This is a genomic window from Novosphingobium sp. NBM11 (genome assembly GCF_015390225.1).
Taxonomy (GTDB): Bacteria; Pseudomonadota; Alphaproteobacteria; order Sphingomonadales; family Sphingomonadaceae; genus Novosphingobium.
Genome location: NZ_VUOG01000001.1, coordinates 4,017,041 through 4,042,149 on the forward strand (window position 1 = coordinate 4,017,041; position 25,109 = coordinate 4,042,149).

At 67.0% G+C, this 25,109-nt stretch carries 24 protein-coding genes and 1 pseudogene; 21 read left to right on the plus strand and 4 right to left on the minus strand.

Going from position 1 to position 25,109, the window contains the following annotated elements:
- The first annotated feature begins 24 nt into the window (after nucleotides 1–24).
- The 9 genes from F1640_RS19440 (at nucleotide 25) to F1640_RS19480 (ending at nucleotide 7,042) form a co-directional block, all read left to right on the plus strand.
- Nucleotides 25–558 carry a 2,4'-dihydroxyacetophenone dioxygenase family protein gene (locus F1640_RS19440; protein ID WP_124807410.1) on the plus strand — a complete coding sequence of 178 codons (534 nt, stop codon included), beginning with the start codon at nucleotides 25–27 and terminating at the stop codon, nucleotides 556–558.
- Nucleotides 559–573: 15 nt separating this feature from the next.
- The gene (locus F1640_RS19445) at nucleotides 574–1,110 is read left to right on the plus strand and encodes a 2,4'-dihydroxyacetophenone dioxygenase family protein (protein ID WP_125955490.1); all 537 of its coding nucleotides are present in this window, start codon (nucleotides 574–576) and stop codon (nucleotides 1,108–1,110) included.
- Nucleotides 1,111–1,124: 14 nt separating this feature from the next.
- On the plus strand, nucleotides 1,125–1,658 hold the full coding sequence (locus F1640_RS19450; protein WP_124807408.1) for a 2,4'-dihydroxyacetophenone dioxygenase family protein: 534 nt from the start codon (nucleotides 1,125–1,127) through the stop codon (nucleotides 1,656–1,658).
- Nucleotides 1,659–1,789: 131 nt separating this feature from the next.
- Entirely contained in the window at nucleotides 1,790–2,860 is a 1,071-nt protein-coding gene (locus tag F1640_RS19455) for an aromatic ring-hydroxylating dioxygenase subunit alpha (protein ID WP_194920836.1), read from the plus strand.
- A gap of 28 nt (nucleotides 2,861–2,888) precedes the next feature.
- Complete coding sequence (locus tag F1640_RS19460) at nucleotides 2,889–3,728, plus strand: SDR family NAD(P)-dependent oxidoreductase (RefSeq protein WP_194920838.1); 840 nt, start codon at nucleotides 2,889–2,891, stop codon at nucleotides 3,726–3,728.
- The gene (locus F1640_RS19465) at nucleotides 3,725–4,627 is read left to right on the plus strand and encodes an MBL fold metallo-hydrolase (RefSeq protein WP_124807405.1); all 903 of its coding nucleotides are present in this window, start codon (nucleotides 3,725–3,727) and stop codon (nucleotides 4,625–4,627) included. Before F1640_RS19460 ends, F1640_RS19465 begins: the two co-directional genes overlap by 4 nt.
- On the plus strand, nucleotides 4,615–5,379 hold the full coding sequence (locus F1640_RS19470) for an SDR family NAD(P)-dependent oxidoreductase (RefSeq protein ID WP_194920839.1): 765 nt from the start codon (nucleotides 4,615–4,617) through the stop codon (nucleotides 5,377–5,379). Before F1640_RS19465 ends, F1640_RS19470 begins: the two co-directional genes overlap by 13 nt.
- A 15-nt stretch (nucleotides 5,380–5,394) precedes the next feature.
- Nucleotides 5,395–6,402, plus strand: coding sequence for an alcohol dehydrogenase catalytic domain-containing protein (locus F1640_RS19475; RefSeq protein ID WP_194920840.1), 1,008 nt, complete (start codon nucleotides 5,395–5,397; stop codon nucleotides 6,400–6,402).
- 28 nt (nucleotides 6,403–6,430) lie between these two features.
- Nucleotides 6,431–7,042, plus strand: a complete 612-nt coding sequence (locus tag F1640_RS19480) for a hypothetical protein (protein ID WP_194920842.1) — start codon at nucleotides 6,431–6,433, stop codon at nucleotides 7,040–7,042.
- Nucleotides 7,043–7,049: 7 nt separating this feature from the next.
- Here F1640_RS19480 and F1640_RS19485 read toward each other — a convergent pair whose 3' ends face one another.
- Together F1640_RS19485 and F1640_RS19490 are read right to left on the minus strand one after the other, a co-directional pair.
- On the minus strand, nucleotides 7,050–8,348 hold the full coding sequence (locus tag F1640_RS19485) for a sensor histidine kinase KdpD (RefSeq protein ID WP_194920843.1): 1,299 nt from the start codon (nucleotides 8,346–8,348) through the stop codon (nucleotides 7,050–7,052).
- Nucleotides 8,349–8,358: 10 nt separating this feature from the next.
- The gene (locus tag F1640_RS19490; RefSeq protein WP_255530413.1) at nucleotides 8,359–9,108 is read right to left on the minus strand and encodes a response regulator; all 750 of its coding nucleotides are present in this window, start codon (nucleotides 9,106–9,108) and stop codon (nucleotides 8,359–8,361) included.
- Nucleotides 9,109–9,364: 256 nt separating this feature from the next.
- Here F1640_RS19490 and F1640_RS19495 point away from each other — a divergent pair, with 256 nt between their 5' ends.
- The 8 genes from F1640_RS19495 (at nucleotide 9,365) to F1640_RS19530 (ending at nucleotide 17,759) form a co-directional block, all read left to right on the plus strand.
- Nucleotides 9,365–11,002 carry an alpha-amylase family glycosyl hydrolase gene (locus tag F1640_RS19495; RefSeq protein WP_194920844.1) on the plus strand — a complete coding sequence of 546 codons (1,638 nt, stop codon included), beginning with the start codon at nucleotides 9,365–9,367 and terminating at the stop codon, nucleotides 11,000–11,002.
- A 107-nt stretch (nucleotides 11,003–11,109) separates the two neighbouring features.
- A complete protein-coding gene (zwf, locus tag F1640_RS19500) occupies nucleotides 11,110–12,549 on the plus strand; it encodes a glucose-6-phosphate dehydrogenase (protein ID WP_194920845.1) in 1,440 nt (479 codons plus the stop codon).
- A complete protein-coding gene (locus F1640_RS19505; RefSeq protein ID WP_194920846.1) occupies nucleotides 12,542–13,168 on the plus strand; it encodes a 6-phosphogluconolactonase in 627 nt (208 codons plus the stop codon). Before zwf ends, F1640_RS19505 begins: the two co-directional genes overlap by 8 nt.
- Entirely contained in the window at nucleotides 13,165–14,988 is a 1,824-nt protein-coding gene (gene edd, locus F1640_RS19510; RefSeq protein WP_194920847.1) for a phosphogluconate dehydratase, read from the plus strand. The genes F1640_RS19505 and edd overlap by 4 nt, the downstream gene beginning before the upstream one ends.
- Nucleotides 14,989–15,010: 22 nt before the next feature.
- A complete protein-coding gene (locus F1640_RS19515; RefSeq protein WP_194920848.1) occupies nucleotides 15,011–15,979 on the plus strand; it encodes a glucokinase in 969 nt (322 codons plus the stop codon).
- Nucleotides 15,980–16,094: 115 nt separating this feature from the next.
- Nucleotides 16,095–16,877: an enoyl-CoA hydratase-related protein gene (locus F1640_RS19520; protein ID WP_194920849.1), complete on the plus strand. Its 783-nt coding sequence runs from the start codon at nucleotides 16,095–16,097 to the stop codon at nucleotides 16,875–16,877.
- Nucleotides 16,878–16,941: 64 nt separating this feature from the next.
- Complete coding sequence (locus F1640_RS19525; protein ID WP_194920850.1) at nucleotides 16,942–17,313, plus strand: tRNA-binding protein; 372 nt, start codon at nucleotides 16,942–16,944, stop codon at nucleotides 17,311–17,313.
- Nucleotides 17,313–17,759, plus strand: a complete 447-nt coding sequence (locus F1640_RS19530) for a DUF488 family protein (RefSeq protein ID WP_194920851.1) — start codon at nucleotides 17,313–17,315, stop codon at nucleotides 17,757–17,759. The genes F1640_RS19525 and F1640_RS19530 overlap by 1 nt, the downstream gene beginning before the upstream one ends.
- An 8-nt stretch (nucleotides 17,760–17,767) precedes the next feature.
- On the opposite strand, the gene aroB is transcribed toward F1640_RS19530, so the two are convergent.
- Nucleotides 17,768–18,877, minus strand: a complete 1,110-nt coding sequence (gene aroB / locus F1640_RS19535) for a 3-dehydroquinate synthase (RefSeq protein ID WP_194920853.1) — start codon at nucleotides 18,875–18,877, stop codon at nucleotides 17,768–17,770.
- A 9-nt stretch (nucleotides 18,878–18,886) separates the two neighbouring features.
- Nucleotides 18,887–19,468 (minus strand): shikimate kinase, encoded by a 582-nt coding sequence (locus F1640_RS19540; RefSeq protein WP_194920854.1) that lies wholly within the window; start codon nucleotides 19,466–19,468, stop codon nucleotides 18,887–18,889.
- A gap of 278 nt (nucleotides 19,469–19,746) precedes the next feature.
- Here F1640_RS19540 and F1640_RS19545 point away from each other — a divergent pair, with 278 nt between their 5' ends.
- The 4 genes and pseudogenes from F1640_RS19545 to F1640_RS19560 all read left to right on the plus strand — a co-directional run bounded on the left by F1640_RS19545 (nucleotide 19,747) and on the right by F1640_RS19560 (nucleotide 25,095).
- Nucleotides 19,747–21,588: a hypothetical protein gene (locus F1640_RS19545; RefSeq protein WP_194920856.1), complete on the plus strand. Its 1,842-nt coding sequence runs from the start codon at nucleotides 19,747–19,749 to the stop codon at nucleotides 21,586–21,588.
- A gap of 5 nt (nucleotides 21,589–21,593) precedes the next feature.
- Nucleotides 21,594–22,517: a tyrosine recombinase gene (locus tag F1640_RS19550; protein WP_194920862.1), complete on the plus strand. Its 924-nt coding sequence runs from the start codon at nucleotides 21,594–21,596 to the stop codon at nucleotides 22,515–22,517.
- Nucleotides 22,518–22,549: 32 nt separating this feature from the next.
- A pseudogene (locus F1640_RS19555) lies at nucleotides 22,550–23,493 on the plus strand (acetyl-CoA carboxylase carboxyltransferase subunit alpha).
- A gap of 117 nt (nucleotides 23,494–23,610) precedes the next feature.
- Complete coding sequence (locus tag F1640_RS19560) at nucleotides 23,611–25,095, plus strand: M48 family metalloprotease (RefSeq protein ID WP_194920865.1); 1,485 nt, start codon at nucleotides 23,611–23,613, stop codon at nucleotides 25,093–25,095.
- Nucleotides 25,096–25,109: the final 14 nt, after the last annotated feature.

The following is a 25,109-nucleotide window of genomic DNA, read 5'->3' on the forward strand; positions in this document are numbered from 1 at the left end:
CGCGCCTACCCCAACGAGGATACCATGCCCGAATCCCCGCATTCCGAATTCTGGAAGGACATCAAGCCGGTCGCCAAGGTCTTTCGCGAAGGCGGGCTTCCCGAAGTTTACATGCCGAAGATCGCTGAAGGCGACGAACGGTACTGGGTGCCGATCAGCGAGACCGTGTTCTCCAAGCCGGTGTGGATCAGCCCGGCCAAGAATATGTGGGCAGACGTGCTGATGTCGAAGCAGGCGGGCCTCGTGAACCGGCACTATCACCCGCACCCGATCTGGGCCTACACGATCAGCGGCAAGTGGGCCTATCTTGAGCACGAATGGACCGCGACGGCGGGCGATTTCATCTACGAGACGCCGGGCGAGAGCCACACGCTGGTCTGCTACGACCATCCCGATCCGATGAAGGTGTTCTTCGTCGTGTCCGGTCCGCTGATGTGGCTGGACGAGGAAGGCAACACCACCGGGCATTACGACGTGTTCGACTACATGGCCGCGGCGCGCGCACACTATGCCTCGAACGGCATCGGCGCGGACTACGTCGATACCCTGATCCGCTAAGGTGAGGACTTTCCCATGACCGTGATGACCGCGCCGCCGTCCACCAAGGCCGAAATCGTCGACGTTCCTTTCGCGCATCGTGAACTGGTCCAGCGGCTGAGCCCCGGCGGCCGCTACATCGACGCGCAGACCGATGTCGACAGCCCCTGGGTGCCGTTCGGCGACAACGCGGCGATCAAGCACCTGGCGTTCGATGTGCGCCAGAACCTGTTCTCCAACATCCTGTGGGTGAAGGGGCCGGGCGTGATCGGCACGCATTTTCACCGCGGCACGATCACCATGGTCTGCCTGGAAGGCAGCGTCCGCTATCTCGAATACGACTGGGTGGCGACGCCCGGCGGGTTGATCCTGGAAACGCCGGGGGAAAGCCACACGCTGGTCAGCGACCATCCGGAAGGGTGCAAGCTGTTCGGCTGGATGCAGGGGCCGATCGAGTTCTACGACGACAAGGGCGTGTTCGTGGATACCACGGACGTCTGGTGGTTCATCAACCACTACGAGACCCATTGCCGCGAGCACGGCCTCGCCATCAACCCCAAGCTTTATCTTTGAAGGACAAGACCGTCATGGGTACGATGAAGGCCCCGCCGTCGGGCGCATACAAGATCGTTCAGGTTCCCGAGCTTTATGGTGACCTGATCCGTGCCAAGGGCGTCGAGGGTACGTATGTCGGCGCGTCCGAGGCGGAGAGCCCGTGGGTGCCATTCGGCGACAATGCCGCGATTCGCCATCTGGCGTTCGACGTGCGCGAGAACATCTACGTTAACATCCTGTGGATCAAGGGGCCGGGCGTGATCGGCACGCACAAGCACCGTGGCCGCGTCTGGGCGGTGGGACTGGAAGGGTCCTTCCGCTATCTGGAATATGACTGGGTGTGCCGCCCGGGCGAGTTCATCACCGAAACGCCGGGCACCGCGCATACGCTCGTCACCGACGACCCCAACGGCATGAAGGCGCTGTTCCACATGCAGGGCGCCAACGAGTTCTTCGACGAGAACGGCAACCACGTGGAAACGCTCGACGTGTGGTGGTTCATGAACCACTACGAAAGCTATTGCCGGGAGAACAACATCCCGATCAACCCGCAGTTGTATCTCTAGGGCGCGCGCAGTGCCCAACCCGCTGCGACTAGCCGCCCCTAAGGGCTGGCAAGTCTCGCTCCCCTCCCGCAAGCGGGAGGGGTTGGGGGTGGGCTTTCCGACGCTGCGATATCGTGTGTGAGCAACGAGTCATGAGGGGAGAGGGCCGACCGGTCCCGAGGCTTTCGGAAACCCCACGCGGAACCTACCTGCGCAATTGCTGGTATGTCGCCGCCTGGGCTTCCGATCTGGGCGTCGCGCCGATGGCGCGGGTCTTTCTCGAGGAACCGGTCGCCCTTTTTCGCGACGAAACCGGCAAGGCCCGTGCCGTCGGCGGGCGCTGCCCGCACCGTTTCGCGCCGCTGGGCAATGGCACGGTTGTCGATGGCACGCTGATGTGCCCCTATCACGGGCTGCGTTTTGATGGGGCGGGCCGCTGCGTGCATAACCCGCACCCGGGCGGGCAACTGCCCGATGGCCGACTGCCGGTCTATCCGCTGGAAGAACGCCACGGGTTGCTGTGGATTTGGATGGGCGATCCGGCGAAGGCGGATGCCGCACGCATTCCCGATTTCGCGTGGCTGGCCGATCCGCGCTGGGAAGCGGTGCGCGGCGCGACCGTGGCCGAAGGGCACTACGAGCTTTATAGCGACAACATCCTCGATCTCAGCCACGCCAACTTCGTCCATCCCGCGCTGGTGGCGAGCGCCTTCACCGAAGGCGCGCGGAGGTTCTGGCAGGACGGCGAAACCGTTCACGCCGAATATGTGCGGCTGGACGATTACCTGTCCGAAGGCATCGGCGGTATGCTCGGGCGGATCGGCCGCAAGCAGGATTTCTATGGCGAGGTGGTGTGGCACGCGCCCGCCGTGCTCTATTTCGATTTCCGCGCCGGCGATCCGGGGACTCCGCGCGAGAGCTGCACGCTGCTGCCCTCGGTCCACGCCTTCACGCCGGAAACGCCCGATACCACCCATTACTTCTGGGCGACGGCACGGGATTTCGCTCTGGGAAACGCAGAGTTCGCAGCGGGCATGCGCGCGGCGCTGGAATATGCTTTCGAACACGAGGACATGCCGATCATCCGCGACAGCCACCGGCTGATGCGCCGCCACGATTTCTGGGATCTGCGCCCGCTGATCCTGAATGGCGACGGCGGCGGAGTACGGGCGCGGCGGATGCTGCAACGGCTGATCGAGCGGGAAAGACAGGCCGAAGCCTGAACGGCGCGGCGGGAGAAGGAAGAGCCACATGGCGACACTGGATTGCTTCGACATCAAGGGCAGAAGCGCGCTGGTTACCGGTGCGGCTTCGGGGATAGGCCTTGCCTATGCCGAGGCCATGGCCGAAGCCGGCGCGGCGGTCACGCTGGCGGACATCGATGCCGAGGGCGCCGAACGCGAGGCCGCACGCCTGCGCGAAGCCGGGTACGAGGCACGCGCCGACGTCTGCGACGTTTCCCGCTCCGATGCCGTGGCCGCCGCGTTCGATGCGCACGACAAGGCCTATGGTGGCCTCGATATCTGCTTTGCCAACGCCGGGATCGATGCCGGCGCCGGCTTCTGGAACCCGGCGGGCCACCGCAACCCGGACGGCCAGGTCGATACCTACGATCCGGCGCGCTGGGACAAGTCGATCGCCGTCAATCTTTCCGGCGTGTTCTACACGGTCAGCAATGCCGTGCGGATCATGAAGAAGGAAGGGCGCGCCAACGGCCGCACCGGCGGTTCGATCATCACCACCGCGTCGAACGCAGGCCTGGTCACCGAACCGATCGTGGGCCTGCCCTACATGCCGGCCAAGGCGGGCGTGCTGCACATGGTGCGCGCGCTGGGGCTGGAACTGGCGGAGTTCCGCATCCGCATCAACGCGATCGCGCCAGGGCCGTTCGTCACCAACATCGGCGGGGGCTGGCTCAAGAAGGACCCGGTGGCGCGGCAGGCGTGGGACGCGATCGTTCCTCTGGGCAAGCTGGCCGATACTGACCAGATCAAGCCGCTGGCGCTGCTGCTCGCTTCCGACGCCTCGGACTACATGACCGGAAGCCACGTCGTCATCGATGGCGGCATGATGCTGGGGAAATACAAATGATCCGCAAGACCCTGCTCGCGGCCCTTGCCGCCATCGCCCTGCCTTGCGCGCCAGCGCAGGCCCAGACGCAAGCTCCGCAGAAGCCGTTGACGGTGGAAGTGCTGCGCACCAGCGGCGGATCGCTCTATGCCAACATCGCCCTGATCGAAGGCGAGCGGGATGCGGTGCTGGTGGACGCGCCGTTCACTCTGGCCGACGCGCACCGCGTCGTCGCGATGGTGCTCGACAGCGGCAAGCACCTGACCACGCTCTACGTCACGCACGATCATCCCGATCACTTCTTCGCGATGGAAGTCATCAAGGATGCCTTTCCCGACGTGAAGATCGTGGCGCATCCCACGGTGACGGCCGACATCTGGAAATCGCTTCCGTTCAAGGTCAAGCGCTGGACTCCCGTGCTGGGCGCGAATGCCCCGCGCCATCCCACCGCGCCCGCGCCGCTCGATGGCGATACGATCATGCTGGAGGGCCGGGAGCTGAAGGTGATCGGACCGATGGCCGGCGATCACGTCCATGCCACCGCGCTGTGGGTGCCGTCGATCAAGGCGCTGTTCCCCGGCGATCTGGTCTACAACCAGATGTACCTGTGGTTCGGCGAGCATGACGCCGCCGCCATCGCCGCCTGGGGCCGGTCGATCGATCAGCTCGCCGCGCTGAAGCCCGATATGGTGGTGCCCGGCCACAGCAAGCCGGGCTTGCCCAATGATACCAGCGGGCTGGACTTCAGCCGGCGCTATATCGCCGACTGGCCGAAGCTGGTCGCCGCCAGTAAGGACAGCGCCGATCTGCGCGCGCGGGTGCAGAAGGCCTATCCGGATGCAGTCGACGTTCTGGGCGATTTCCTGCTGGGGAACTCGTCGAAAGTGGCCAAGGGGGAGCAGCCGGCATGGCAGGAGTGAAAGGAACCTATGCCGGCAAGGCGGTGCTCATTACCGGCGGCGCGACGGGCATAGGCCGCGCCACGGCGCTGGCCTTCGCGCGTGAAGGCGCGCGGGTGATGATCGGCGACAAGGACGACCGCGCGGGCGAAACGGTGGCGCTGATCGCGCAAGCCGGGGGCGAGGGCGCGTTCGTGCCGACCGACGTGACCGATGCCGCCGCTGTCGAGGCGCTCGTCGCGGCTTGCGTGGAACGCTTCGGACGGATGGATGCGGCGTTCAACAACGCCGGCGTCTTGCCGCCGCAACGCCCGTTGCACGAGGTTCCGCCCGAGGAGATGGCGTTGGCCGTCGATGTCGATTTCAAGGGCGTGTGGTACGCGCTGCAATCCGAAATCCGGCATTTCCTGAAAGTGGGCGGCGGCGCGATCGTCAACACCGCCTCGGTTGGCGGGCTGATCGCCGATCCCAACATGGCGGCCTATGTCGCGATGAAGCACGCGGTCGTGGGGCTGACCAAGGCGGCGGCGATCGATTACGCCCGCTCCAACATTCGCGTGAACGCCATCGCGCCGGGCTTCGTCGTCACCCCGATGACGCAGCACTGGGCCGACAGCGCCGACTTCCGCGCGGCGTTTTTCGCGGGCAACGTCAGCGGCCGCGCCGCGCAGCCGGAGGAGATCGCGGGCACCGTGCTGCATCTCTGTTCGGACGCCGCCAGCTTCATCAACGGCGCGACGTTCGTGATCGATGGCGGCCAGACCGCGCATTAGGAAGGAAGCAGGACGATGCGCGCAGCCGTGATGCAGGGCCTTCACCGGCCGCTGGCGATCGAGACCGTGCCCGATCCCGTACCGGGCGAGGGCGAGGTCGTCGTGCGCGTGGGCCGTTGCGGCATCTGCGGCTCGGACCTGCACATGACCGAAGACCCCGCCTATGGCATGGGCGCGGGATCGGTGCTGGGGCACGAGTTCGCCGGTGAAGTGGTGGCGCTGGGGAAGGGCGTGGAAGGGCTGGGCATGGGCGATCTCGTCTCGGTCGTTCCGCTCCGCAGTTGCGGCCAATGCCCGTCGTGCCGCTCGGGCGAAGTCGCCTGGTGCGATCAGTTCGGCCTGCAGGGCGGCGGCTATGCCGAATATGCGCTGACCCGGCCCAACCAGTGCGTGCGCCTGCCGAAGACGGCCAGCCTGGCCGATGGTGCGATCATCGAACCGCTGGCCGTGGCGCTGCACGGTCTGGCCATGAGCGGGATGCGTATTGGCGACCGGGTGCTCATCCTCGGCGCCGGGCCGATCGGCCTTGCCGTCGCGTTCTGGGCGCGCCGCCATGGCGCGGGGCGCGTGGTGGTGCAGGATCTCGCAACGTGGCAGCGCGATCGCGCGCTGGCGATGGGCGCGCACGATTTCGTGGTCGATCCCGCCGATCCGATCGGCAGCGCCGAACGCGCGCTGGGCGGCAAGGCCGATGTGGTGTTCGAATGCGTCGGCGTGCCCGGATTAATCGCGCAGGCGGTGGATCAGGTGCGCAACCGGGGCACGATCCTGCTGCTGGGCCTGTGTACCCGGCCCGATACCTTCAACAGCTTCGCCATGCTGTCGAAGGAAGTGCGCCTCGTGACATCGGCCTTCTTCACCCGGCAGGAATACGAGGCGGCGCTGGACGCGCTCGATAGCGGCGCGGCCGAACCGCGCCTGCTGGTGACCGACACCATTGCGCTCGATGCCACGCCCGACGTGTTCGAGACGCTGCGCAAGCGTACGCACCAGTGCAAGGTGCTGATCGACCCGACCGCCTGACGCGGAACACGTTGCGGGAGAATATCCGATGAATGCCATCGAACAGGCGGTCTTCGACTGCATGAAGCCCACTCAGGCGCTCTACGAACGGACCGACGATTCGCTGCACAAGGCGATCCTGCTCAATTTCTGGCGGCATGTTCACCTGGAGGGCGCAGGGCTATACGACGAGATCGTGAAGCCCGACATGATGGTCGATCACCCGGTCTATCGCGTGAGTTGGGGAGACAGCCCCGCCGTGGTCGAAGGCAAGGACGGCGTGCTCGCTTTTTACAACAGCGTGGGCGAAACCGTGCTGTGGCATTCGGACGACCGGCTTGCCGTCAACGACTGGGGCATCTGCGACGAGATCACGTTCCACCAGCTGGCGCGCGGCGCGGACCTGAAGGCTGTGGGCTATGCAGCAGAGAGGGATGAAGGGCTCTACCATGTATCGAGCCGGCAGGCCTTCGTCTGGCCTTACGATGGCAGCGCCCGTCTGGCTGGTGAACATCTCTACGAGGACAAGACCAGCCTGAAGATCGAGGAAATCGATCCTTCGTTGGCCACCACGCCCGAACGCGTGCGCGCGATCCACCGCGAACAGCTTGCCGCGCTCGAAGTGCGGTTCGGGCCGCGTTACTGGGTCTGGCAGGGCTGAGGCCGCTTCAGGCGCGCGGCAGGGTCAGCACGAATTCCGCCCCGCCGCCCGCGCGGTTCGCCGCGGTCAGCGTGCCGCCATGCGCTTTCGCCACGTCGCGCGCGGTGGCAAGGCCAAGCCCGGTGCCGGCGGTTTCGCGGCTGCGTGATCCTTCCACGCGGAAGAACGGCTCGAACAGGCTTTCGGCAAGCTCGGGTGGAAAACCCGGTCCGCGGTCCGCCATGCGTGCGACGATCCCGTGCGCATTCCCCTCCAACGTCAGTTCGCCGCCGCCGGCATAGCGCAGCGCATTGACCGCCAGATTGGCGATCAGCCGGTGCAGCGTCATCGGATCGCCGTTGACGGTGCAGTCTTCCTCCGGCGCACGGAACGCCAGCCGGCCTTCTTCCTGATCGATCGTCGCGATTGCATTCGCGCACAGCGCCTTCATGTCCACCGCGCGTTTGCGGCTGCCCGCCGTTCCACGCGCATAGTCGATGATGCTGCCGATCATGTCGGCCAGTTCCGTAAGGTCCCGCTCGGCACCGTTGCGCGCCTCGGGCGGCAGCTGATGCAGGCGGAATTCCAGGCGCGAGACCGGTGCGGCCATATCGTGCGCGATAGCTGCCAGCATCTGCGTGCGGTTTTCCACCAGCCCCGCCAGACGATCACGCATGGCGGCCACGGCCTGCGCCAGTTGCGCGACTTCGGGTGGCCCGCCGCTGGTGATGGTGATGCCATCGTGTTCGTTGACGACGCGGTCCGCTTCCGCACCGAGGCGGCGCAACGGCTGCACGATGCTGCGCGCGAGGCGGAACGACACGCCCGCCAGCAGCACGGCCAGCGCCAGCGTCATCGCCAGCGTCGCCCAGTGCCATCCGGTAATGAACGGCCGCCGGGTATAGCGCGCGATCGACCATGTGCCGTCCGCGCGGCGTATGCCGAGCGAGAAGGTTTCACGGATCGCCAGCGGCGCTTCGAGGGGGCGGCGCTGGATCAGCGCGCCGCGCTCCACCGAAAGTTGCACGCACCCGTCGCAATCGGGCAGGAGATCGTCGATCCGCGCGGCGGCGGCCGGCACGGGCACTTCGCCCGGCTGCGGCAGGAACTGCGCGCTGCCGCGTTCGATCCGGGTGGTCGAGGCAAGGCGCGACAAGGGCCGGCCCTTCGCGAGAACCGGCAGCAGCTCCTCGATCGGCATCGGGCGCGGATAGGGCGGCGGCCCGGAGAAGGTGACGATGAAATTGCCGAGCGTCGCCAGCAGCAGAGCCGCCAGCATGACGACGCCCAGCCGGGTCGTCAGGCTGGCGCTTTTCCAGCCCGCCATCAACGTCTCATCAGTTGCGGGCGGCGAACAGATAGCCTTCGCCGCGGATGGTGCGGATCAGGCTATCGCCATCATGCCGCATCAGCTTGGCGCGAAGGCGCGAAACCGCGACGTCTATCGCGCGATCGAAAGCCTCGCCTTCATCACCATAGAGCGCGGTGAGCAGTTCCTCGCGGCTGATGACCCGCCCGGCGCGCACGGCCAGAGCATGCAGCAGCTTGAACTCCCCGCTGGTCAGTTCGACTTCGGCGCCGGCCGCATCGCGCACGGTGTAGTACTGCGCATCAAGCGTCCATCCGGCAAAGCGCGTGATGGCGCTGCCATCGGCGGGAACGCCGGTGCCGCGCCGGCGCAGCACCGCACGCAGCCGCGCCAGCAGTTCGCGCGGGTTGACCGGCTTGGCGAGGTAGTCGTCCGCCCCCAGTTCGAGCCCCACGATCCGGTCGATGTCGGCCGCCATCGCCGACAACATCAGCACTGAAGGCGCGCCGGGGCGATCCGCCAGGTCGCGCAGGATCGAAAGGCCGTCCTCGCCCGGCATCATCAGGTCGAGCACGACTGCATCGACCTTGCCGGCAGCAAGGGTCGTGCGCAGTTGTTGCCCGTTCGCCGCCAGCGTGACGGACAGCCCCTGCTTTTCCAGGTAGTCACCGATCAACGCGCGCAGATCGGCGTCGTCGTCCAGGATGACGACATGCGCTTCGGCGCGGGGCTGGACGGGGGGGGATGTGGGAAAGGATGTCATAGGGAGCAGTTCCATGGTGGCTCCTTGTTTCAGGGTGCGAACCCGATAGTGGACGTTGCAGCGCAGCACGCGCCGGACGATCCGTTCATGGCCGACACCCCTAAAACGGGGCGGGGTCGCAAACCCTTCGCGGATATTCGATAAAACTGTCGCGTCAGCGCTCGATCGGGTTCGCGCATACGAATTGTCGGGCGGCATCGCGGTTTGTGTGCATTGCGGGATGACCGTGATCGGGTATGTTCCGTTTCGCCAACCTGTCGAAATGAGGCCCATGACCGCAAGCCGTGACGCCAGCCTGTCCGCTCCAGTCACCGCGCCGTGGTGGCGCGGGGCGGTGATCTACCAGATCTATCCCCGCAGCTTCGCCGATGCCGATGGCGATGGGGTGGGCGATCTCGCCGGGATCACGGCGCGGCTCGATCACGTGGCGAAGCTGGGGGTAGACGGCATCTGGATCTCGCCGTTCTTCACCTCGCCGATGCGCGATTTCGGCTATGACGTGGCGGATTATTGCGATGTCGATCCGATCTTCGGCACGCTCGCCGATTTCGATGCGCTGGTCGCCCGCGCGCACGAACTGGGGCTGAAGGTCACGATCGACCAGGTCTATGCCCATACCTCGGACCTGCATCCATGGTTCGCGCAGAGTCGGCAGGGCCGCGACGGTGACAAGGCGGACTGGTATGTCTGGCGCGATCCGAAGCCCGATGGCACGCCGCCCAACAACTGGCAGTCAGTGTTCGGTGGTCCGGCGTGGACGTGGGACGCGCGGCGGCGGCAATATTACATGCACACCTTCCTGCGCGAACAGCCGCAGCTCAACGTCCATAGCCCGGTGGTGCAGGACGCGCTGCTGGAGGCCGCGAAGTTCTGGCTGGATCGCGGGGTCGATGGTTTCCGGCTCGATGCGCTCAACCATTCGATGTTCGACCCGCAATTGCGTGATAACCCGCCGGTGGCGGACGACGGGCGTATCCGCACGCGGCCGTTCGATTTCCAGGAAAAGGTGTTCAGCCAGTCGCACCCGGATGTCGCGCTGTTCGTGGAGCGTATCCGCAAGCTGTGCGACCGTTACGACGCGATCTTTACCGTGGCCGAGGTGGGCGGCGCCCGCGCCGAGATCGAGATGAAGGAATACACCGCCGGCGCGCACCGCCTGAACAGCGCCTATGGCTTCGATTTCCTCTATGCCGAAAGCCTGACGCCCGCGCTGATCCGCGATACGCTGGCGAAGTGGACCGGCGCGCCGGGCGAGGGCTGGCCAAGCTGGGCCTTCGAGAACCACGATGCGCCGCGCGCGGTCTCGCGCTGGTGCGCGCCGGAGGAGCGCGCCGCCTTCGCGCCGCTCAAGAAGATGCTGTTGCTGGCCCTGCGCGGCAACGTGATCCTCTATCAGGGCGAGGAGCTGGGGCTGGTGCAGGACGATATTCCGTTCGAACTGCTGCAAGACCCGGAAGCCATCGCCAACTGGCCGCTGACGCTCTCGCGCGATGGCGTGCGCACGCCGATGCCGTGGCGGGTAGACGCGCCGAACGGCGGCTTCACCACCGGCACGCCGTGGCTGCCGATGGGCGCGGAGAACCTTTCGCGCGCCGTCGATGTGCAGGAGGCTGAGCCTACCTCGTTGCTTCACTGGACGCGCAATCTGCTGGCCTTGCGGCGGGCCACGCCCGCGCTGCGCCTTGGTTCGTTCGAGGTGATCCATGCGGATGCGGACGTGCTGGCCTTCGTGCGCAGGCATGAGGGACAGGCGGTGGCCGGCCTGTTCAATCTTTCGTCGCGCCCGGTCGCCTTGCCCGAAGGGCTGGCGATCGCCGGACAGGTGCTCGCAAGCGTTAACGGCGCCAGTCTGGAGGAAGTGGGCGACCTGCCGGGCTACGGCGGATTGCTGGTCGCGCTTCCGGGATAGGCCACCGATCGCATACTTATGCGTTGTGCAAGTTTGGAATGACCGGGCTAACGGGGGCCTCGAGGGGATGGCCCCGGTCCGGACGAAACCATAAGGAGAAGCATCCGATGGCTGAGGCAAGCTGTTCCGCCCTGCTGTTGTTCGGGGCCACCGGCGATCTTTCGCGCCGGATGCTGCTGCCCTCGCTCTATGCGCTGCACGAGGACGGGCTGATCGAGCCGGGCCTGCGCATCGTCGGCACCGCCCGGTCGGAGCATGATGACGCCGATTTTCGCGATTTCGCCAAGGCCGCGCTCGACGAGTTCCTGCCCGCCGATCGCAAGGACGAAACCAAGCTGGCCAGCTTTCTGGAATGGCTGGAATACCAGACGCTCGACGCGTCCGACATCGCCGGCTTTGCCGGGCTGGCGGAGAAGTTGGGCGATACCTCGTGCGGCCTCTCGATCTTCCTCTCGACCGCCCCGGCGCTGTTCGAACCGACCATTGCCGGGTTGAAAAGCGCGGGGCTGGCGCACGAAGGGGTGCGCATCGGCCTGGAAAAGCCGCTGGGCAACGATCTGGCATCCAGCAACCGCATCAACGATGCCGTCGCCGCCGCCTTCGCCGAAAACCAGATATTCCGTATCGATCACTACCTGGGCAAGGAAACCGTCCAGAACCTGATGGCGCTGCGCTTCGCCAACATGATGTTCGAGCCGTTGTGGAATAGCGCGGGGATCGATCACATCCAGATCACCGTCAGCGAAACGGTGGGGCTGGAAGGGCGCAAGGGGTTCTACGACGATACCGGCGCCCTGCGTGACATGGTGCAGAACCACATGCTCCAGTTGCTGGCGCTGACCGCGATGGAACCGCCCGTCGATTTCGACGCGACCGCGATCCGCGACGAAAAGGTGAAGGTGCTGCGCGCACTGCGCCCGGTGAAGGCCGACGAGATGGTGCGCGGCCAGTATCGCGCCGGCGCGGTGAAGGGCGAAAGCGTCAAGGGGTACGAGGACGACCTGGGCCAGCCTTCGGAGACCGAGACGTTCGTGGCGATCAAGGCGCACGTGGAGAACTGGCGTTGGCAGGGCGTGCCGTTCTACCTGCGCACCGGCAAGCGGCTGGGCGAACGGCGCTCGGAAATCGTCGTCGAGTTCAAGCAGGTGCCGCACAACATCTTCGGCAGCCGGTTGCGCGCCAACCGGCTCGTCATCCGCCTTCAGCCCGAGGAATACGTGCGGCTGCAGGTCATGGCCAAGGAACCGGGGCTGGACCGGGGCGGCATCGTGCTGCGCGAGGTCAATCTCGATCTCTCGCTGACCACCGCTTTTGCCAAGGCCCGCCGCCGCATCGCTTACGAACGCCTGCTGCTCGATCTGATCGAAGGCCAGCAGACGCTGTTCGTGCGGCGTGACGAGGTGGAGGCGCAGTGGCGCTGGGTCGATGGCATCCGCAAGGTCTGGGCCACCGAAAGCATGGAAGTGAAGGGCTATTCCGCCGGAAGCTGGGGGCCGAACGCGGCAATCGCGCTGACCGAACGCGACGGGCGAAGCTGGAATGACTGACCCGCGCCTCGCCGAGGTGCGCTGGGCAGAGCCCGGCGACGCTGCCGCCGTGGCCGATCGCATCGCCGCGGAACTGGCGAAGCCGGGGCCGAAGCGGATTGCGGTGCCGGGCGGTTCCACCCCGGTAAAGGTGTTCGCGCTGCTGGCCGACCGCGCGCTGGACTGGTCGGAGGTCACGCTTTGCCTCACCGACGACCGGCAGGTGCCCGATGACCATCCCGCCTCGAACTACGGCAAGCTCGTTGCCGCGCTGGGCGATAGCGGTGTGACCGTGGAGCGGCTTGCCGAAGGTGCCGCCGTGGCACCGTTCGATCTGGTCTGGCTGGGCATGGGCGAGGACGGGCATGTCGCATCGCTGTTCCCGCACATGCACGCGCTGGTCCGGCCCGGCCCGGCGGTGATCGCCACCACGCCGGTGCCGCTGCCGTCCGAAGCGCCGTTTCCGCGCCTCACGCTCAACCGCCGCGCGCTCAAGGCCACGGCCGAGATCATCCTGGTCATCACCGGCGCGACGAAAAAACAGCTCGTCCAGCGGGTGCTGGGCGGGGCGGACACTTATCCCGTTTCCGATTTCCTGCGCGGCTTCGGCCCGCCGGTCACGATCTACTGGAGCGCATGATGACCCTGAACCCGATCGTCGCCAAGGTCACCGACCGTATCATCGAGCGTTCGCGCGACAGCCGACGCCGCTACCTCGACCTGATCGACCGCGCGCGCGAACAGGGCGTGAACCGCCCGATCCTGTCGTGCGGCAACCTGGCCCACGGTTTTGCGGCCAGCGGCGACGACAAGGCCGCGATCCGCACCGGCAAGGCGATGAACATCGGCATTGTCACCGCTTACAACGACATGCTTTCGGCGCACCAGCCCTATGGCCGCTATCCCGAACAGATCAAGCTGTTCGCTCGCGAAGTGGGTGCGACGGCGCAGGTCGCCGGGGGCGTGCCCGCGATGTGCGATGGCGTGACGCAGGGGCAGGATTCGATGGAACTGTCGCTGTTCAGCCGCGATACCATTGCCTTGTCCACGTCCGTCGCGCTCAGCCACGGCATGTTCGAATCCGCGCTGCTGCTGGGCATTTGCGACAAGATCGTGCCGGGCCTGCTGATCGGCGCGCTCCGCTTCGGCCACCTGCCGATGATGCTGGTGCCTTCGGGGCCGATGCCGACCGGGCTTGCCAACAAGGAGAAGGTGCGCATCCGCCAGCTCTATGCCGAAGGCAAGGTGGGGCGCGAGGAACTGCTGGAAAGCGAAAGCGCCAGCTACCACGGCGCGGGCACCTGCACGTTCTATGGCACCGCCAATTCCAACCAGATGATGATGGAGATGATGGGGCTGCACATGCCCGGCTCCAGCTTCGTCCTGCCAGGCACCAAGCTGCGCCAGGAACTGACCCGCGCCGCCGTTCACCGCATCGCCGGGATCGGCTGGGACGGCGACGACTATCGCCCGCTGGGCCACTGCGTCGATGAAAAGGCGATCGTCAACGCCATCGTCGGCCTGCTGGCGACGGGAGGTTCGACCAACCACGTCATCCACCTGCCCGCCATCGCCCGCGCGGCCGGCGTGCAGATAGACTGGAACGACATGGACGAACTCTCGCGTGTGGTGCCGCTGATCGCCAGCGTCTATCCCAATGGCGCGGGTGACGTGAACTACTTCCACGCCGCCGGCGGCATGCCCTACGTGATCCGTGAACTGGTGGAATCGGGCCTGGCCCATGCCGACATTCGCACCGTCTATGGCCAGTCGCTGGCCGAAGGCGCGCAGGAACCGGTGATGGACGGCGAAACGCTGCGCTGGACCCCCGCGCCGCAGACGAGCGCGGACGAATCCATGCTCCGCCCGGTGGCCGCGCCGTTCCAGCCCGAAGGGGGCTTGCGCCTGCTCGAAGGCAACCTCGGGCGCGGCACGATCAAGGTCAGCGCGGTCGATCCGGCCCGCTGGACGATCGAGGCGCCGGTCCGGGTGTTCGATGACCAGAACCAGGTGATCGCCGCGTTCAAGGCGGGCGAACTGGAGCGCGACGTGGTCGTGGTCGTCCGCTTCCAGGGGCCGGCCGCCAATGGCATGCCCGAACTGCACAAGCTCACGCCCCCGCTCGGCGTATTGCAGGACCGCGGCTTCAAGGTGGCGCTTGTCACCGACGGGCGCATGTCGGGCGCTTCGGGCAAGGTGCCGGCGGCGATCCACGTTTCGCCCGAAGCCAAGCTCGGCGGCCCGCTGGCCAGGTTGCGCGATGGCGATGTGGTGCGCGTCTGCGCGGACAGCGGCGAACTCGTCGCGCTCGTCGATCCGGCCGAATGGGCTGCGCGCGATGAAGCGATTGCGCCGGCCGAGGCGGTTGGCGTAGCACGCGAACTCTTCGCCCTGATGCGCCACCATACCGACCCGGCCGAACGCGGCGGTTCGGCGATGCTGTCGGCCGCAGGGCTCTGAAACGCACAAGCCGGGGATGGGGATGCAACTGGTCGCGGTCGATATCGGCGGAACGCACGCGCGCTTTGCCCTTGCCGAAGTGGAGCAGGGCCGCGTCGTCTCGCTGGGCGAGGCAGTAACGCTAAAGACGGCCGAACACGGCAGCTTCCAGCTTGCCTGGGAGGAGTTCGGCCGCACGCTTGGTACACCCTTGCCGAAGGCGGCGGCGATCGCGGTGGCCGGCCCGGTCGGCGGAGAAATCATCCGCTTCACCAACAATCCTTGGATCATCCGCCCGGCGCTCATTCCCGAGAAGCTGGGCGCGGACGACTATGTAGTGGTCAATGATTTCGCTGCCGTGGCCCATGCGGTGGCACAGGCCGCGCCCGAACATTTCGTCCACCTGACCGGGCCGGATACCCCCCTGCCCGAAGAGGGGGTGATCAGCGTGGTCGGCCCCGGCACCGGGCTGGGCGTGGCGCAATTGTGGCGTCATGACGGCGTCTATCGCGTGCAGCCGACCGAGGGCGGCCACATCGATTTCGCGCCGCTCGACGGGATCGAGGACGCCATCCTCGCCCGCCTGCGCAAGCGCCACCGCCGCGTGTCGGCGGAACGCGTGGTCGCCGGCCCCGGCATCGTCGACATCTACGAAACGCTGGCCGCGATCGAGGGCAAGCCGTTTACCCCGCGCACCGACAAGGAGCTGTGGACGCTGGGCATGGCGGGCGAGGACAGCCTGGCGGCGGCGGCGGTCGATCGCTTCTGCCTGTCGCTGGGCAGCGTGGCGGGCGATCTGGCGCTGGCGCACGGTTCGGCGGCGCTGGTCATGGCAGGCGGGCTTGGCCTGCGCATCAAGGACGTGCTGCTGACGTCCGGCTTTGCCGAACGCTTCCGCGCCAAGGGGCGTTTCGAAGGGATCATGGCCGCGATGCCGGTGCGGCTTATCACCCATCCGCAGCCCGGCCTGTTCGGCGCGGCGGCCGCTTTCGCGCAGGCACACACCCGCTGAACGGGCTTGCAAAGCGCGCGCCGCTCGCATAGCCCTTGCACTTAACCGATCGATTAAATCGACTGGCGACCGGCCATCGCGCCGCGTGCGCCAAGCACGGAAGGGGTGTCTGACGATGGCTTACGAAACGATCCTGCTTGATATCGCCGATGGCGTGGCCACGATCACACTGAACCGGCCGGAACGGCTCAATGCCTGCTCGCTGCCGATGGCCGGCGAGATTTCCGACGCGCTCGATCATCTGGGCGATGCCCGCGTACTGGTGCTGAAGGGCGCGGGCCGGGCGTTCTGTTCGGGCGCGGACCTTCAGGCGCGCGGCGATCGCACCACCGGCGCGGGCGAGGGAAGCTATCTGGCGCTGCAGGGGCACTACAACCCGGCGATCATGAAGCTCGCCCGGCTGAACCTGCCAATCATCTCGGCGGTCAACGGCGCGGCGGCCGGCGTGGGCTGCTCGATCGCGCTGACGGCGGACTTTGTGGTGGCGGGCAAGAGCGGTTATTTCCTCCAGGCGTTCGTCAACATCGGCCTGGTTCCCGACGGCGGATCGAGCTGGATTCTCCCTCGCCTGATCGGCAAGGCTCGCGCCACCGAGATGATGATGCTGGGCGAGAAGATCGGCGCGGACAAGGCGCTCGACTGGGGCCTGATCCACAAGGCGGTGGAAGACGCCGATCTTGAGGCCGAGGTATCCGCGCTGGCCACGCGGCTCGCTACCGGGCCGACGCTGGCCTATGCCACGATGCGCCGCAATATCCTGACCGCGCTGGAACACAGCCTGGCCGAAACGCTGCTGGCCGAAGCCGAGGGGCAACGCGTAGCCGGCAACAGCGCCGACGCGACGGAAGGCGGCCTCGCCTTCCTCCAGAAGCGCAAGCCCGCGTTTACGGGGCGGTGATCGGAAACCGGCGGGCACGACAGTCGGGGGTTGCGGTCCGCGCCGCGATCCCCACAATGCTCCGATGCATCTCGATCATGATCCCGCCGCGCCGCCGGCCGAAGCCATCGCCTTCGACGATTTCCTGAAAGTCGACATCCGCGTCGGCACGATCATCCAGGTCGAACCCTTTCCCGAAGCGCGCAAGCCCAGCCTGAAGCTGTGGATCGATTTCGGCGCGGGGCTGGGGGTGAAGAAAAGCAGCGCGCAGATCGCCGCGCTCTATGAAGGCGAACTGCTGCTGGGACGCCAGGTGGCGGCGGTGGTCAATTTCCCGCCGCGCCAGATCGGCAAGATGCTGTCCGAAGTGCTGACGCTGGGCTTCGCGGACGAGCAGGGCCGCGTAGTGCTGTTCTCGCCCGACAGGCCCGTGCCCGACGGATCGCGGCTGTTCTGATGCCGGTGATCTGGACCATCGGTTACGAACAGGCGACCGTGGCCGGGGTGATGGCCGCGCTGAATCGCGCGGGTGTTGACCTGCTGGCCGATGTGCGCGCCCTGCCGCTTTCGCGTCGCCCCGGCTTCTCGAAGTCCGCGCTGGCCGCCAACGCGCGCGAGGCCGGCATCGAATACCGCCATTTCAAGGCGCTTGGCACCCCGGCGGACGGCCGCGCCGCCGCGCGCCGTCACGATCATGCCGCGCTGGCATGCATCTACGCGGCGCAACTCGACCTGCCCGAAGCGGTGATCGCGGGCGCACAACTCGCGGAGCTGGCGCGCGAGCGCAAGGTGGCCCTGCTGTGCTACGAACGCGCCGCTAGCGAATGCCACCGCACCCTGTTGCGCAAGGCGGTGCTGCCCGATTTTGAAGTGGTCGATCTGCTGCCGGACGAGGCCGGCTGACGCGCCGCTCAGCCCCGCGCCAGTTCCTCGTCCAGGAACGCGGCCACATCGCCCAGGTCTACGTCCTTGGCCAGGAACGTTTCGCCGATCCCGCGCAGCAGCAGGAAGGGCAGGGTGCCCGCGTCCATCTTCTTGTCGTGGAGCATGTGATCGGCCAACCGCCGTCCGTCGCAAGAGAGGTTCAGCGCGGCGAGCGAGTCGGGCAGGCCCACCGCGCCGATGTGCGCCGCCACGCGTTCGGCGTCCTGCCCGTTCATCAGCCCCTGCCGCGCGGAAAAACGCGCGGCCAGCACCATGCCCAGCGCCACGCCTTCGCCGTGGAGCAGGCGGTCGGAAAAGCCGGTTTCGGCTTCCAGCGCATGCCCGAACGTGTGCCCCAGGTTGAGCAGCGCGCGGACACCGGTAGTTTCCTTCTCGTCCGCCGCCACGATCCGCGCCTTGGCGGCGACGCTGCGCGCGATCGCATATTCGCGCGCGTCCGCTTCGCCCGCGAGCAGGCGGTGGCCGTTGGCCTCGCACCATTCGAAGAACGGCGCGTCATCAATCAGGCCATATTTCACGACCTCGGCATAGCCCGCCCGCACGTCGCGCGCGGGCAGAGTATCGAGCGAGAGCGGATCGGCCAGCACCAGCACCGGCTGGTGGAACGCGCCGACCAGGTTCTTGCCGGCGGGCGTGTTGATCGCGGTCTTGCCGCCCACGCTGGAATCGACCTGTGCCAGCAGCGTCGTCGGGATCTGGATGAAGCCGCAGCCGCGCTTCACGATCGCGGCGGCAAACCCGGTCAGGTCACCGATCACACCGCCGCCCAGCGCCACGATATTGTCCTTGCGCTCGACTTCCTGCGCCAGCAGCCAGTCGATCACGCGGGCCAGCTGTTCCCAGCTCTTGGTAGACTCGCCCGCTGGCAGCACCAGCCAGCGGCTTTCGATCCCCTCGGAAGCGAACGAAGCCGCCACCGTCTCGCGCCAGCGCGCGGCGACGTGTTCGTCGGTGACGATGGCCACGGTATCCTTGCGCAGGAAGGGGCGGCAATGCGTGCCGGCTTTCGCCAGCAATCCGGCTTCGATCCGGACATCGTATGGCGCGCCGGCGATGGCGACGGGGATGGTGGCCATGCTGTTTTCCTACAACCAGTTGTCGATCGCCCGCAGGATGCGCACGGCAGTCACCTGATGCGGCTGGTTGCCGCTGGTAACGTGTATCGGCGCCTGGGCATAGGCGGGCCGGCGCTCTTCGCGCAGATTGGCAAGGATTTCACGAGGGTTGCCGCCGCGTAGCAGCGGGCGATTATCCTTGCGGCCAACGCGTTCCACCAGCGTATCGACGTCGCTGTCCAGCCAGACCGCAATGGCGCGGTCGAGGATCAGCTGGCGCGTTTCCGCATCGCAGAAGGCGCCACCGCCGGTCGCCAGGATCTTGCGGTCGGTGGTCGCGCCCTCGCCCACGAGACGGGCGATCACCCGCCGTTCGCCGCTGCGGAAGTAAGGCTCGCCATAAGTCGTGAAGATTTCCGGGATCGACATCTGGGCCGCCCGTTCGATTTCCTCGTCCGCATCCACGAACGGCTGGTGCAGCATTGCCGCCAGCTTTCGGCCTACGGTGGTCTTGCCAACGCCCATCATGCCGACCAGCACGATCGGCCGGTCGATCCGGCGGGTGATCCGCGCCAGATCGGTACTGTTGAGCGAGGCGGCGTCTTGGTCCATTGCCGGGCCGCCTATAGTTGCGCTACTGCGCAGCGCAAGCGTCGCGCGGTTTCCGCGGGATGACGCGCGTCAGGCAGCGGCAGGTGAGGTCGCGTGAACAAGGTATTGGTCGCTGGCGGCGTTGTCGCGCTTGTTGCGATAACGGCGGCATTATTGGTGGTAGCATGGATCAGGGGCGGAGCGGAGCCGACACAATGGATCGAAGAGCCGGTAAACGCCCCGGGGACAGCACCGTGAGCCACGATACCCCGACAAGATCGAAGAACGGGCGTGCGTTCATGCATCGGTGGCGCCTTGCCTTGCTGGGCTGCGCCGCGCTGACCGGCATCTCAGGCATGGTTGCCGCGCAGGAATCATTGCTACCTCCCGGTTTCGATAGCGCGCCCGCCCCGGCGGCATCGCCCAAGTCCACCGCCTCGCGCCCAGCCACTTCAACTCCCGCTCAACCGGCGACGGCCCCTGGATCGGCCGCCTCCACATCGGTGCCGGTTGTCCAACCCGTTCCCGGCGCGCCGGCGGCGGCATCGGCGCCGGTCGACGACGGGCTGCTCGATGCGATCGACCCTGCGTTGCTGGACCAGCTGATCGCCAGCGCCACGCCGAAGTTCGATACGCCGGTCTCCAGCCAGCGCAGCTTGTCGCGGGTGGGCGTGATCGACGAACAGGATGGCGGTTTTCCCGCCACGTCCACCCATTTCCTCAACGGCGCGTTCGTCGAAGGCGTGATCGGCCGGATGAGCGGCGATTTGGTTTCGCGCTGGGGGCACATCCTGGTGCGCCGCGCGCTGGCAAGCCGGCTGGATACACCGGTCGGTATGAACGGCGCGGACTGGGCAGCCCTGCGCGCGCAGGCGCTGCTGCGCATGGGCGAGGCCGATGCCGCGCGCGCCATGGTGCAGGAAGTCGATAGCGGTTTCTATACCCCGGGGCTGGAGGATGCCGCGATGGGCAGCTACCTCGGCACCGCCGATCCGGTGGGCCTGTGCCCCATCACCGGGCTGACGGCGGCTGGGCGCCAGGGCTGGGACTGGGATCTCGCCCGCGCGATCTGTTCGGCCTTCACCGGCGATGGTCCGCCGGCGATGGCGCAACTCGATCGCGCGATGCGGCGGGGCGACGGCGAGAAGATCGATATCCTGCTGGCGCAGAAGTTCGCGGGCGCGGCATCGAACACGCGCCGTGCCGTCACGATCGAGTGGAAGGACGTCACCACGCTCACGCCGTGGCGTACGGGCATCTCACTTGCCACCGGGCTTGAACCCCCCCAAGACTTGCGCGCCAAGGCGGGGGCGGCCTATCAGTTCTATGCCGTTCGCGCACCCATGCTTTCCCTTGCCGCGCGCGCGACCGCAGCCGACGTGGGCGCCGGGCGAGGCATCCTGTCGAGCGCGGCGATGGTCGATCTCTATGGCGAGATCGCCGCGCAGGAAGATCCGGACAAGGCCTGGGGGCCGCTCGCCGACAAGCTGCGTACCGCCTACGTCGCGCCCGATGCGGATGATCGACTGGGCGCGATCAAGGAACTGTGGGGCGATGGCAGCGATCCTGATCGCGCCTATTCCCGGCTTGTGCTGACGGCCTATGCTGCCGCGCGGGTGGTGCCGGGCGATGGTATGGCCGATAGCGCCAGCGGCTTGATCGCCTCGATGCTGACCGCTGGCCTCGATCAGAACGCGGTGCGTTGGGCGCCCTATGTCAAGGCTGGCAGTGAAGCCTGGGGATTGCTGGCGCTGGCCGCGCCGAACAAGCTGTCGGCAGTAGACGCGGGAACGCTCGATACCTTCCAATCCAACGATGACAGCACCGATCAGATGCGCTCGCGCTTTCTGCTTGCCGGGCTGATGGGGCTGGGCCGCATCGATTCCTCGGCCGCCACTACGCTCGCGGGCAAGCTCTCGGTGGACATGAACCGGCAGACCCGATGGACGCGTGCGATCGACGCGGCGGCGGAATCGAACAATCCCGCGCTCGTCGCGCTGCTTGCCGGTTTCGGGATGCAGGGCGCCTCGTGGGACCGGATGACGGCGGTTCACCTGTTCCATATCGTTTCCGCGCTGCGCCGGGTCGGCCTGGACGGTGAGGCCCGGATGATCGCGGCAGAGGCAGTGGCGCGGGTCTGATCCGGATGGCCGGCGCCGCCCTTTCCGCCGCGATGCCCGGCGGCCTGATCGGCGCGTTTCTCTCCATGCTTGCGGCGGAACGCGGCGCGGCCGCCAACACCATCGAGGCTTATCGCCGCGATCTGACCGGCGCGCAGGCCATCGTCGGCGATCTGGCTGGCGCGGACCGGGAAGCCATCGCCAGCCTTGCCGGGCACTGGGCCGAGCTTTCCCCCTCGAGCATCGCGCGCAAGGCTTCGGCGCTGCGCCAGTTCTACGGCTTCCTGATCGACGAGGGCCTGCGCACCGACGATCCCTCCATCGCCATGCCGCGCCCACGCGCGCGCCGTCCGCTGCCACGCCTGCTCGATCACGGGGAGATCGCCCGGCTGTTCGCCACGGCGGAGGAGGAAGCGGGCGCCGGCACGCACGATGGCGTGCGCATGCTTGCCCTGCTTGAATTGCTCTATGGGTCCGGCCTGCGCGCGACGGAACTGGTCTCGCTGCCGCTCGTCGCCGTGCCGCGCGATGCGCCGTTCCTGGCGATCACCGGCAAGGGCGGGCAGCAACGGCTCGTACCCGTGGGCGCCCGCGCGATCCGGGCGCTGGCGGAATGGCTGCGCCTGCGCCCGGCGGGCGGCCGCTTCGTTTTTCCTTCGCCGCGCGGCGGGCACCTGACGCGCGTGCGCCTGTTCCAGTTGCTGCGCGATCTGGCCGCGCGCGCCGGAATCGATCCCGAAAAGGTCAGCCCGCACGTGCTGCGCCATGCCTTCGCCACGCATTTGCTGGAAGGCGGGGCGGACCTGCGCGTGCTGCAGACCCTGCTGGGCCATGCCGATATCGCGACCACCCAGATATACACCCACGTTGATGCCTCGCGGCTTGTCGCGCTGGTCAACGAACGGCATCCGCTGGCCGCGTCCACAGGACGCGCCGAAGGACGCAGTTGACCACGGGCGCGCACCGCCCTAGCGCGTCTGCCATGATTTCGTATCTCGAATTCGAGAAGCCGGTCGCCGCGCTGGAAGCGCGCATCGCCGAGCTTCGGGAGACCGCGCAGAGCGGCGAACTGGACATCGCGTCCGAAATCCGGCGGCTGGAAAACAAGTCTGCCGAACTGCTGGCCAGCACCTACAAGGCGCTGACGCCCTGGCAGAAGACCCAGGTGGCCCGCCATCCCGCCCGCCCGCATTTCCGCGACTATGTCGAACGGATGTTCGAAGGCTTCATGCCGCTGGGTGGCGATCGGCTCTATGGCGAGGATCAGGCGATCATCGGCGGGTTCGCGCGGCTGGGCGATCGCCGGGTCATGCTGATCGGCCACGAGAAGGGCAACGATACGCAAAGCCGCATCCGCCACAACTTCGGCATGGGCAAGCCCGAAGGCTACCGCAAGGCGGTGCGCCTGATGGAACTGGCCAGCCGCTTCGGCCTGCCGGTGGTGACGCTGGTCGATACCTCGGGCGCGTTCCCGGCGTGGAGGCGGAGGAGCGCGGACAGGCCGAGGCCATCGCCCGTTCGACCGAGGCCTGCCTGGCGCTCGGCGTGCCGATGGTGGCGACGATCGTGGGTGAGGGCGGTTCGGGCGGTGCGGTGGCGCTGGCGAGCGCCGAGCGCGTGCTGATGCTGGAACATGCGGTCTATTCGGTGATCTCGCCCGAAGGTTGCGCCTCGATCCTGTGGCGCACGGCGGAAAAGGCGCCCGAAGCGGCCGAGGCGATGAAAGTTACGGCGCAGGATCTGCTCGCGCTGGGCGTGATCGACCGGATCGTGCCCGAACCGGTGGGCGGTGCCCATCGCGATCCCGCAGCAACGGCGGCGGCTCTGTCGCAGGCGATCGCGCAGGAACTGGACGGACTGGCAGGCAAGTCGCCCGATGCTCTGCGCACGATGCGGGCGGATCGTTTCCTCCGAATTGGTGCCTGATCCGTTCGTCGCGCTGGCGCGCGGGAACCGGATTTGGCACAGAAGATTTCGGTTTGCGACAAAGCGTCGCGGCATTTGCCGCAGCCGTTGCGATCGTGATTGTTCGAGGGAGATGCCATGAAAAGCCGAAACCGCCTGCGTCCTGCCGTTGCCGGACTGTCGGTTCTTGCGGCGGGCGTGGCCGGGTCTGCCATGCTGCCGGGCGCTCCCGTGCGCGCGCAGGCCAATGCCGTCCAGGCGATCAGCGCGTCCGACAAGAAGCAGGGCGCTGAAGCGCACCCCCAGCTCCTCCAGGAATACGGCGGTGGCCTGACCGGACCGCAGGCGACTTACGTCGAATCCGTGGGCAAGACCATCGCCGTTCAGTCGGGCCTCAGCAATGCGCGGGGCGATTTCACGGTTACCTTGCTCAATTCACCGGTGAACAACGCGTTCGCCATTCCCGGCGGCTATATCTACGTCACCCGGCAACTCGTGGCGCTGATGAACAACGAGGCGGAACTGGCCGGCGTGCTGGGGCACGAAGTCGGCCATGTCGCCGCGCGCCACGCCGCAAAGCGGGAAAGCGCCGCCACGCGCAACACCATCCTTGGCGTGCTCGGTTCGGTGCTTTCCACCGCCGTGCTCGGCAATTCGGCAGCCGGCCAGATCGGCCAGCGCCTGTTCTCCACCGGGAGCCAACTGCTGACGCTCAAGTATTCGCGATCGCAGGAAACCGAGGCGGACAATCTTGGCATCACGTATCTGGGCCGCGCAGGCTACGACCCCCGCGCAATGTCCACGGTGTTGCAAAGCCTGGCCAACCAGACCGCGCTGGACAGCCAGATCGCGGGGCAGGGCAATTCGGTGCCGGAATGGGCCAGCACGCACCCGGATCCCGCCTCGCGCGTGCGCGCCGCGTTGCTGCGCGCCGGGACCACCGCCACGGGGATGACCAACCGCGACACGTTCCTCACGCGCGTGCGCGGCCTGACCTATGGCGACGATCCCAATCAGGGTGTTGTCGACGGGCGCACGTTCACGCACCCGCAGTTGCGGCTCGCTTTCCAGGCGCCGGCGGGATTCTCGCTGGTGAACGGCGCCACGTCGGTTGCGATTTCCGGCCAGTCGGGCAAGGGCGAGTTCGCATCGGGCAAGTACAGCGGCGATCTTTCCGCCTATGTCCGTTCGGTGTTCGCCGGGCTTTCGTCGCAGGGGCAATTCGCGCCCGATACGCTGCAGACGACCACGATCAACGGCATATCCGCCGCCTATGGCACGGCCAGGACCACCAGCAACGGTTCGACGGTGGACGTGGTGGTCTATGCCTACGACTGGGGGCAGGGGCAGGCCTTCCACTTCGCCACGATCAGCCAGGCCGGGCAGGCGGGCCAGTTCGATTCCATGTTCCGCTCGATCCGCCGCATCAACGCGACGGAAGCGAGCGCGGTGAAGGCGCGCAGGCTCGATGTGGTGACGGTGAAGAGCGGCGATACCGTGCAGTTGCTCGGCGCGCGCATGGCCTATACCGACAGGCCGGTGGACCGCTTCCTCGTGCTCAACGCGCTCACCGCCTCCAGCAGGCTGCTGCCCGGCCAGAAGATCAAGCTGATCGTCTATTGATAGCGGGCGCTGAG

Bases quoted from the DNA above. Each gene is read 5' to 3' on its own strand.
- F1640_RS19440 (WP_124807410.1), top strand. From the start codon at position 25: ATGCCCGAATCCCCGCATTCCGAATTCTGGAAGGACATCAAGCCGGTC.
- F1640_RS19445 (WP_125955490.1), top strand. From the start codon at position 574: ATGACCGTGATGACCGCGCCGCCGTCCACCAAGGCCGAAATCGTCGAC.
- F1640_RS19450 (WP_124807408.1), top strand. From the start codon at position 1,125: ATGGGTACGATGAAGGCCCCGCCGTCGGGCGCATACAAGATCGTTCAG.
- F1640_RS19455 (WP_194920836.1), top strand. From the start codon at position 1,790: ATGAGGGGAGAGGGCCGACCGGTCCCGAGGCTTTCGGAAACCCCACGC.
- F1640_RS19460 (WP_194920838.1), top strand. From the start codon at position 2,889: ATGGCGACACTGGATTGCTTCGACATCAAGGGCAGAAGCGCGCTGGTT.
- F1640_RS19465 (WP_124807405.1), top strand. From the start codon at position 3,725: ATGATCCGCAAGACCCTGCTCGCGGCCCTTGCCGCCATCGCCCTGCCT.
- F1640_RS19470 (WP_194920839.1), top strand. From the start codon at position 4,615: ATGGCAGGAGTGAAAGGAACCTATGCCGGCAAGGCGGTGCTCATTACC.
- F1640_RS19475 (WP_194920840.1), top strand. From the start codon at position 5,395: ATGCGCGCAGCCGTGATGCAGGGCCTTCACCGGCCGCTGGCGATCGAG.
- F1640_RS19480 (WP_194920842.1), top strand. From the start codon at position 6,431: ATGAATGCCATCGAACAGGCGGTCTTCGACTGCATGAAGCCCACTCAG.
- F1640_RS19485 (WP_194920843.1), bottom strand. From the start codon at position 8,348: ATGGCGGGCTGGAAAAGCGCCAGCCTGACGACCCGGCTGGGCGTCGTC.
- F1640_RS19490 (WP_255530413.1), bottom strand. From the start codon at position 9,108: ATGGAACTGCTCCCTATGACATCCTTTCCCACATCCCCCCCCGTCCAG.
- F1640_RS19495 (WP_194920844.1), top strand. From the start codon at position 9,365: ATGACCGCAAGCCGTGACGCCAGCCTGTCCGCTCCAGTCACCGCGCCG.
- zwf (WP_194920845.1), top strand. From the start codon at position 11,110: ATGGCTGAGGCAAGCTGTTCCGCCCTGCTGTTGTTCGGGGCCACCGGC.
- F1640_RS19505 (WP_194920846.1), top strand. From the start codon at position 12,542: ATGACTGACCCGCGCCTCGCCGAGGTGCGCTGGGCAGAGCCCGGCGAC.
- edd (WP_194920847.1), top strand. From the start codon at position 13,165: ATGATGACCCTGAACCCGATCGTCGCCAAGGTCACCGACCGTATCATC.
- F1640_RS19515 (WP_194920848.1), top strand. From the start codon at position 15,011: ATGCAACTGGTCGCGGTCGATATCGGCGGAACGCACGCGCGCTTTGCC.
- F1640_RS19520 (WP_194920849.1), top strand. From the start codon at position 16,095: ATGGCTTACGAAACGATCCTGCTTGATATCGCCGATGGCGTGGCCACG.
- F1640_RS19525 (WP_194920850.1), top strand. From the start codon at position 16,942: ATGCATCTCGATCATGATCCCGCCGCGCCGCCGGCCGAAGCCATCGCC.
- F1640_RS19530 (WP_194920851.1), top strand. From the start codon at position 17,313: ATGCCGGTGATCTGGACCATCGGTTACGAACAGGCGACCGTGGCCGGG.
- aroB (WP_194920853.1), bottom strand. From the start codon at position 18,877: ATGGCCACCATCCCCGTCGCCATCGCCGGCGCGCCATACGATGTCCGG.
- F1640_RS19540 (WP_194920854.1), bottom strand. From the start codon at position 19,468: ATGGACCAAGACGCCGCCTCGCTCAACAGTACCGATCTGGCGCGGATC.
- F1640_RS19545 (WP_194920856.1), top strand. From the start codon at position 19,747: ATGCATCGGTGGCGCCTTGCCTTGCTGGGCTGCGCCGCGCTGACCGGC.
- F1640_RS19550 (WP_194920862.1), top strand. From the start codon at position 21,594: ATGGCCGGCGCCGCCCTTTCCGCCGCGATGCCCGGCGGCCTGATCGGC.
- F1640_RS19560 (WP_194920865.1), top strand. From the start codon at position 23,611: ATGAAAAGCCGAAACCGCCTGCGTCCTGCCGTTGCCGGACTGTCGGTT.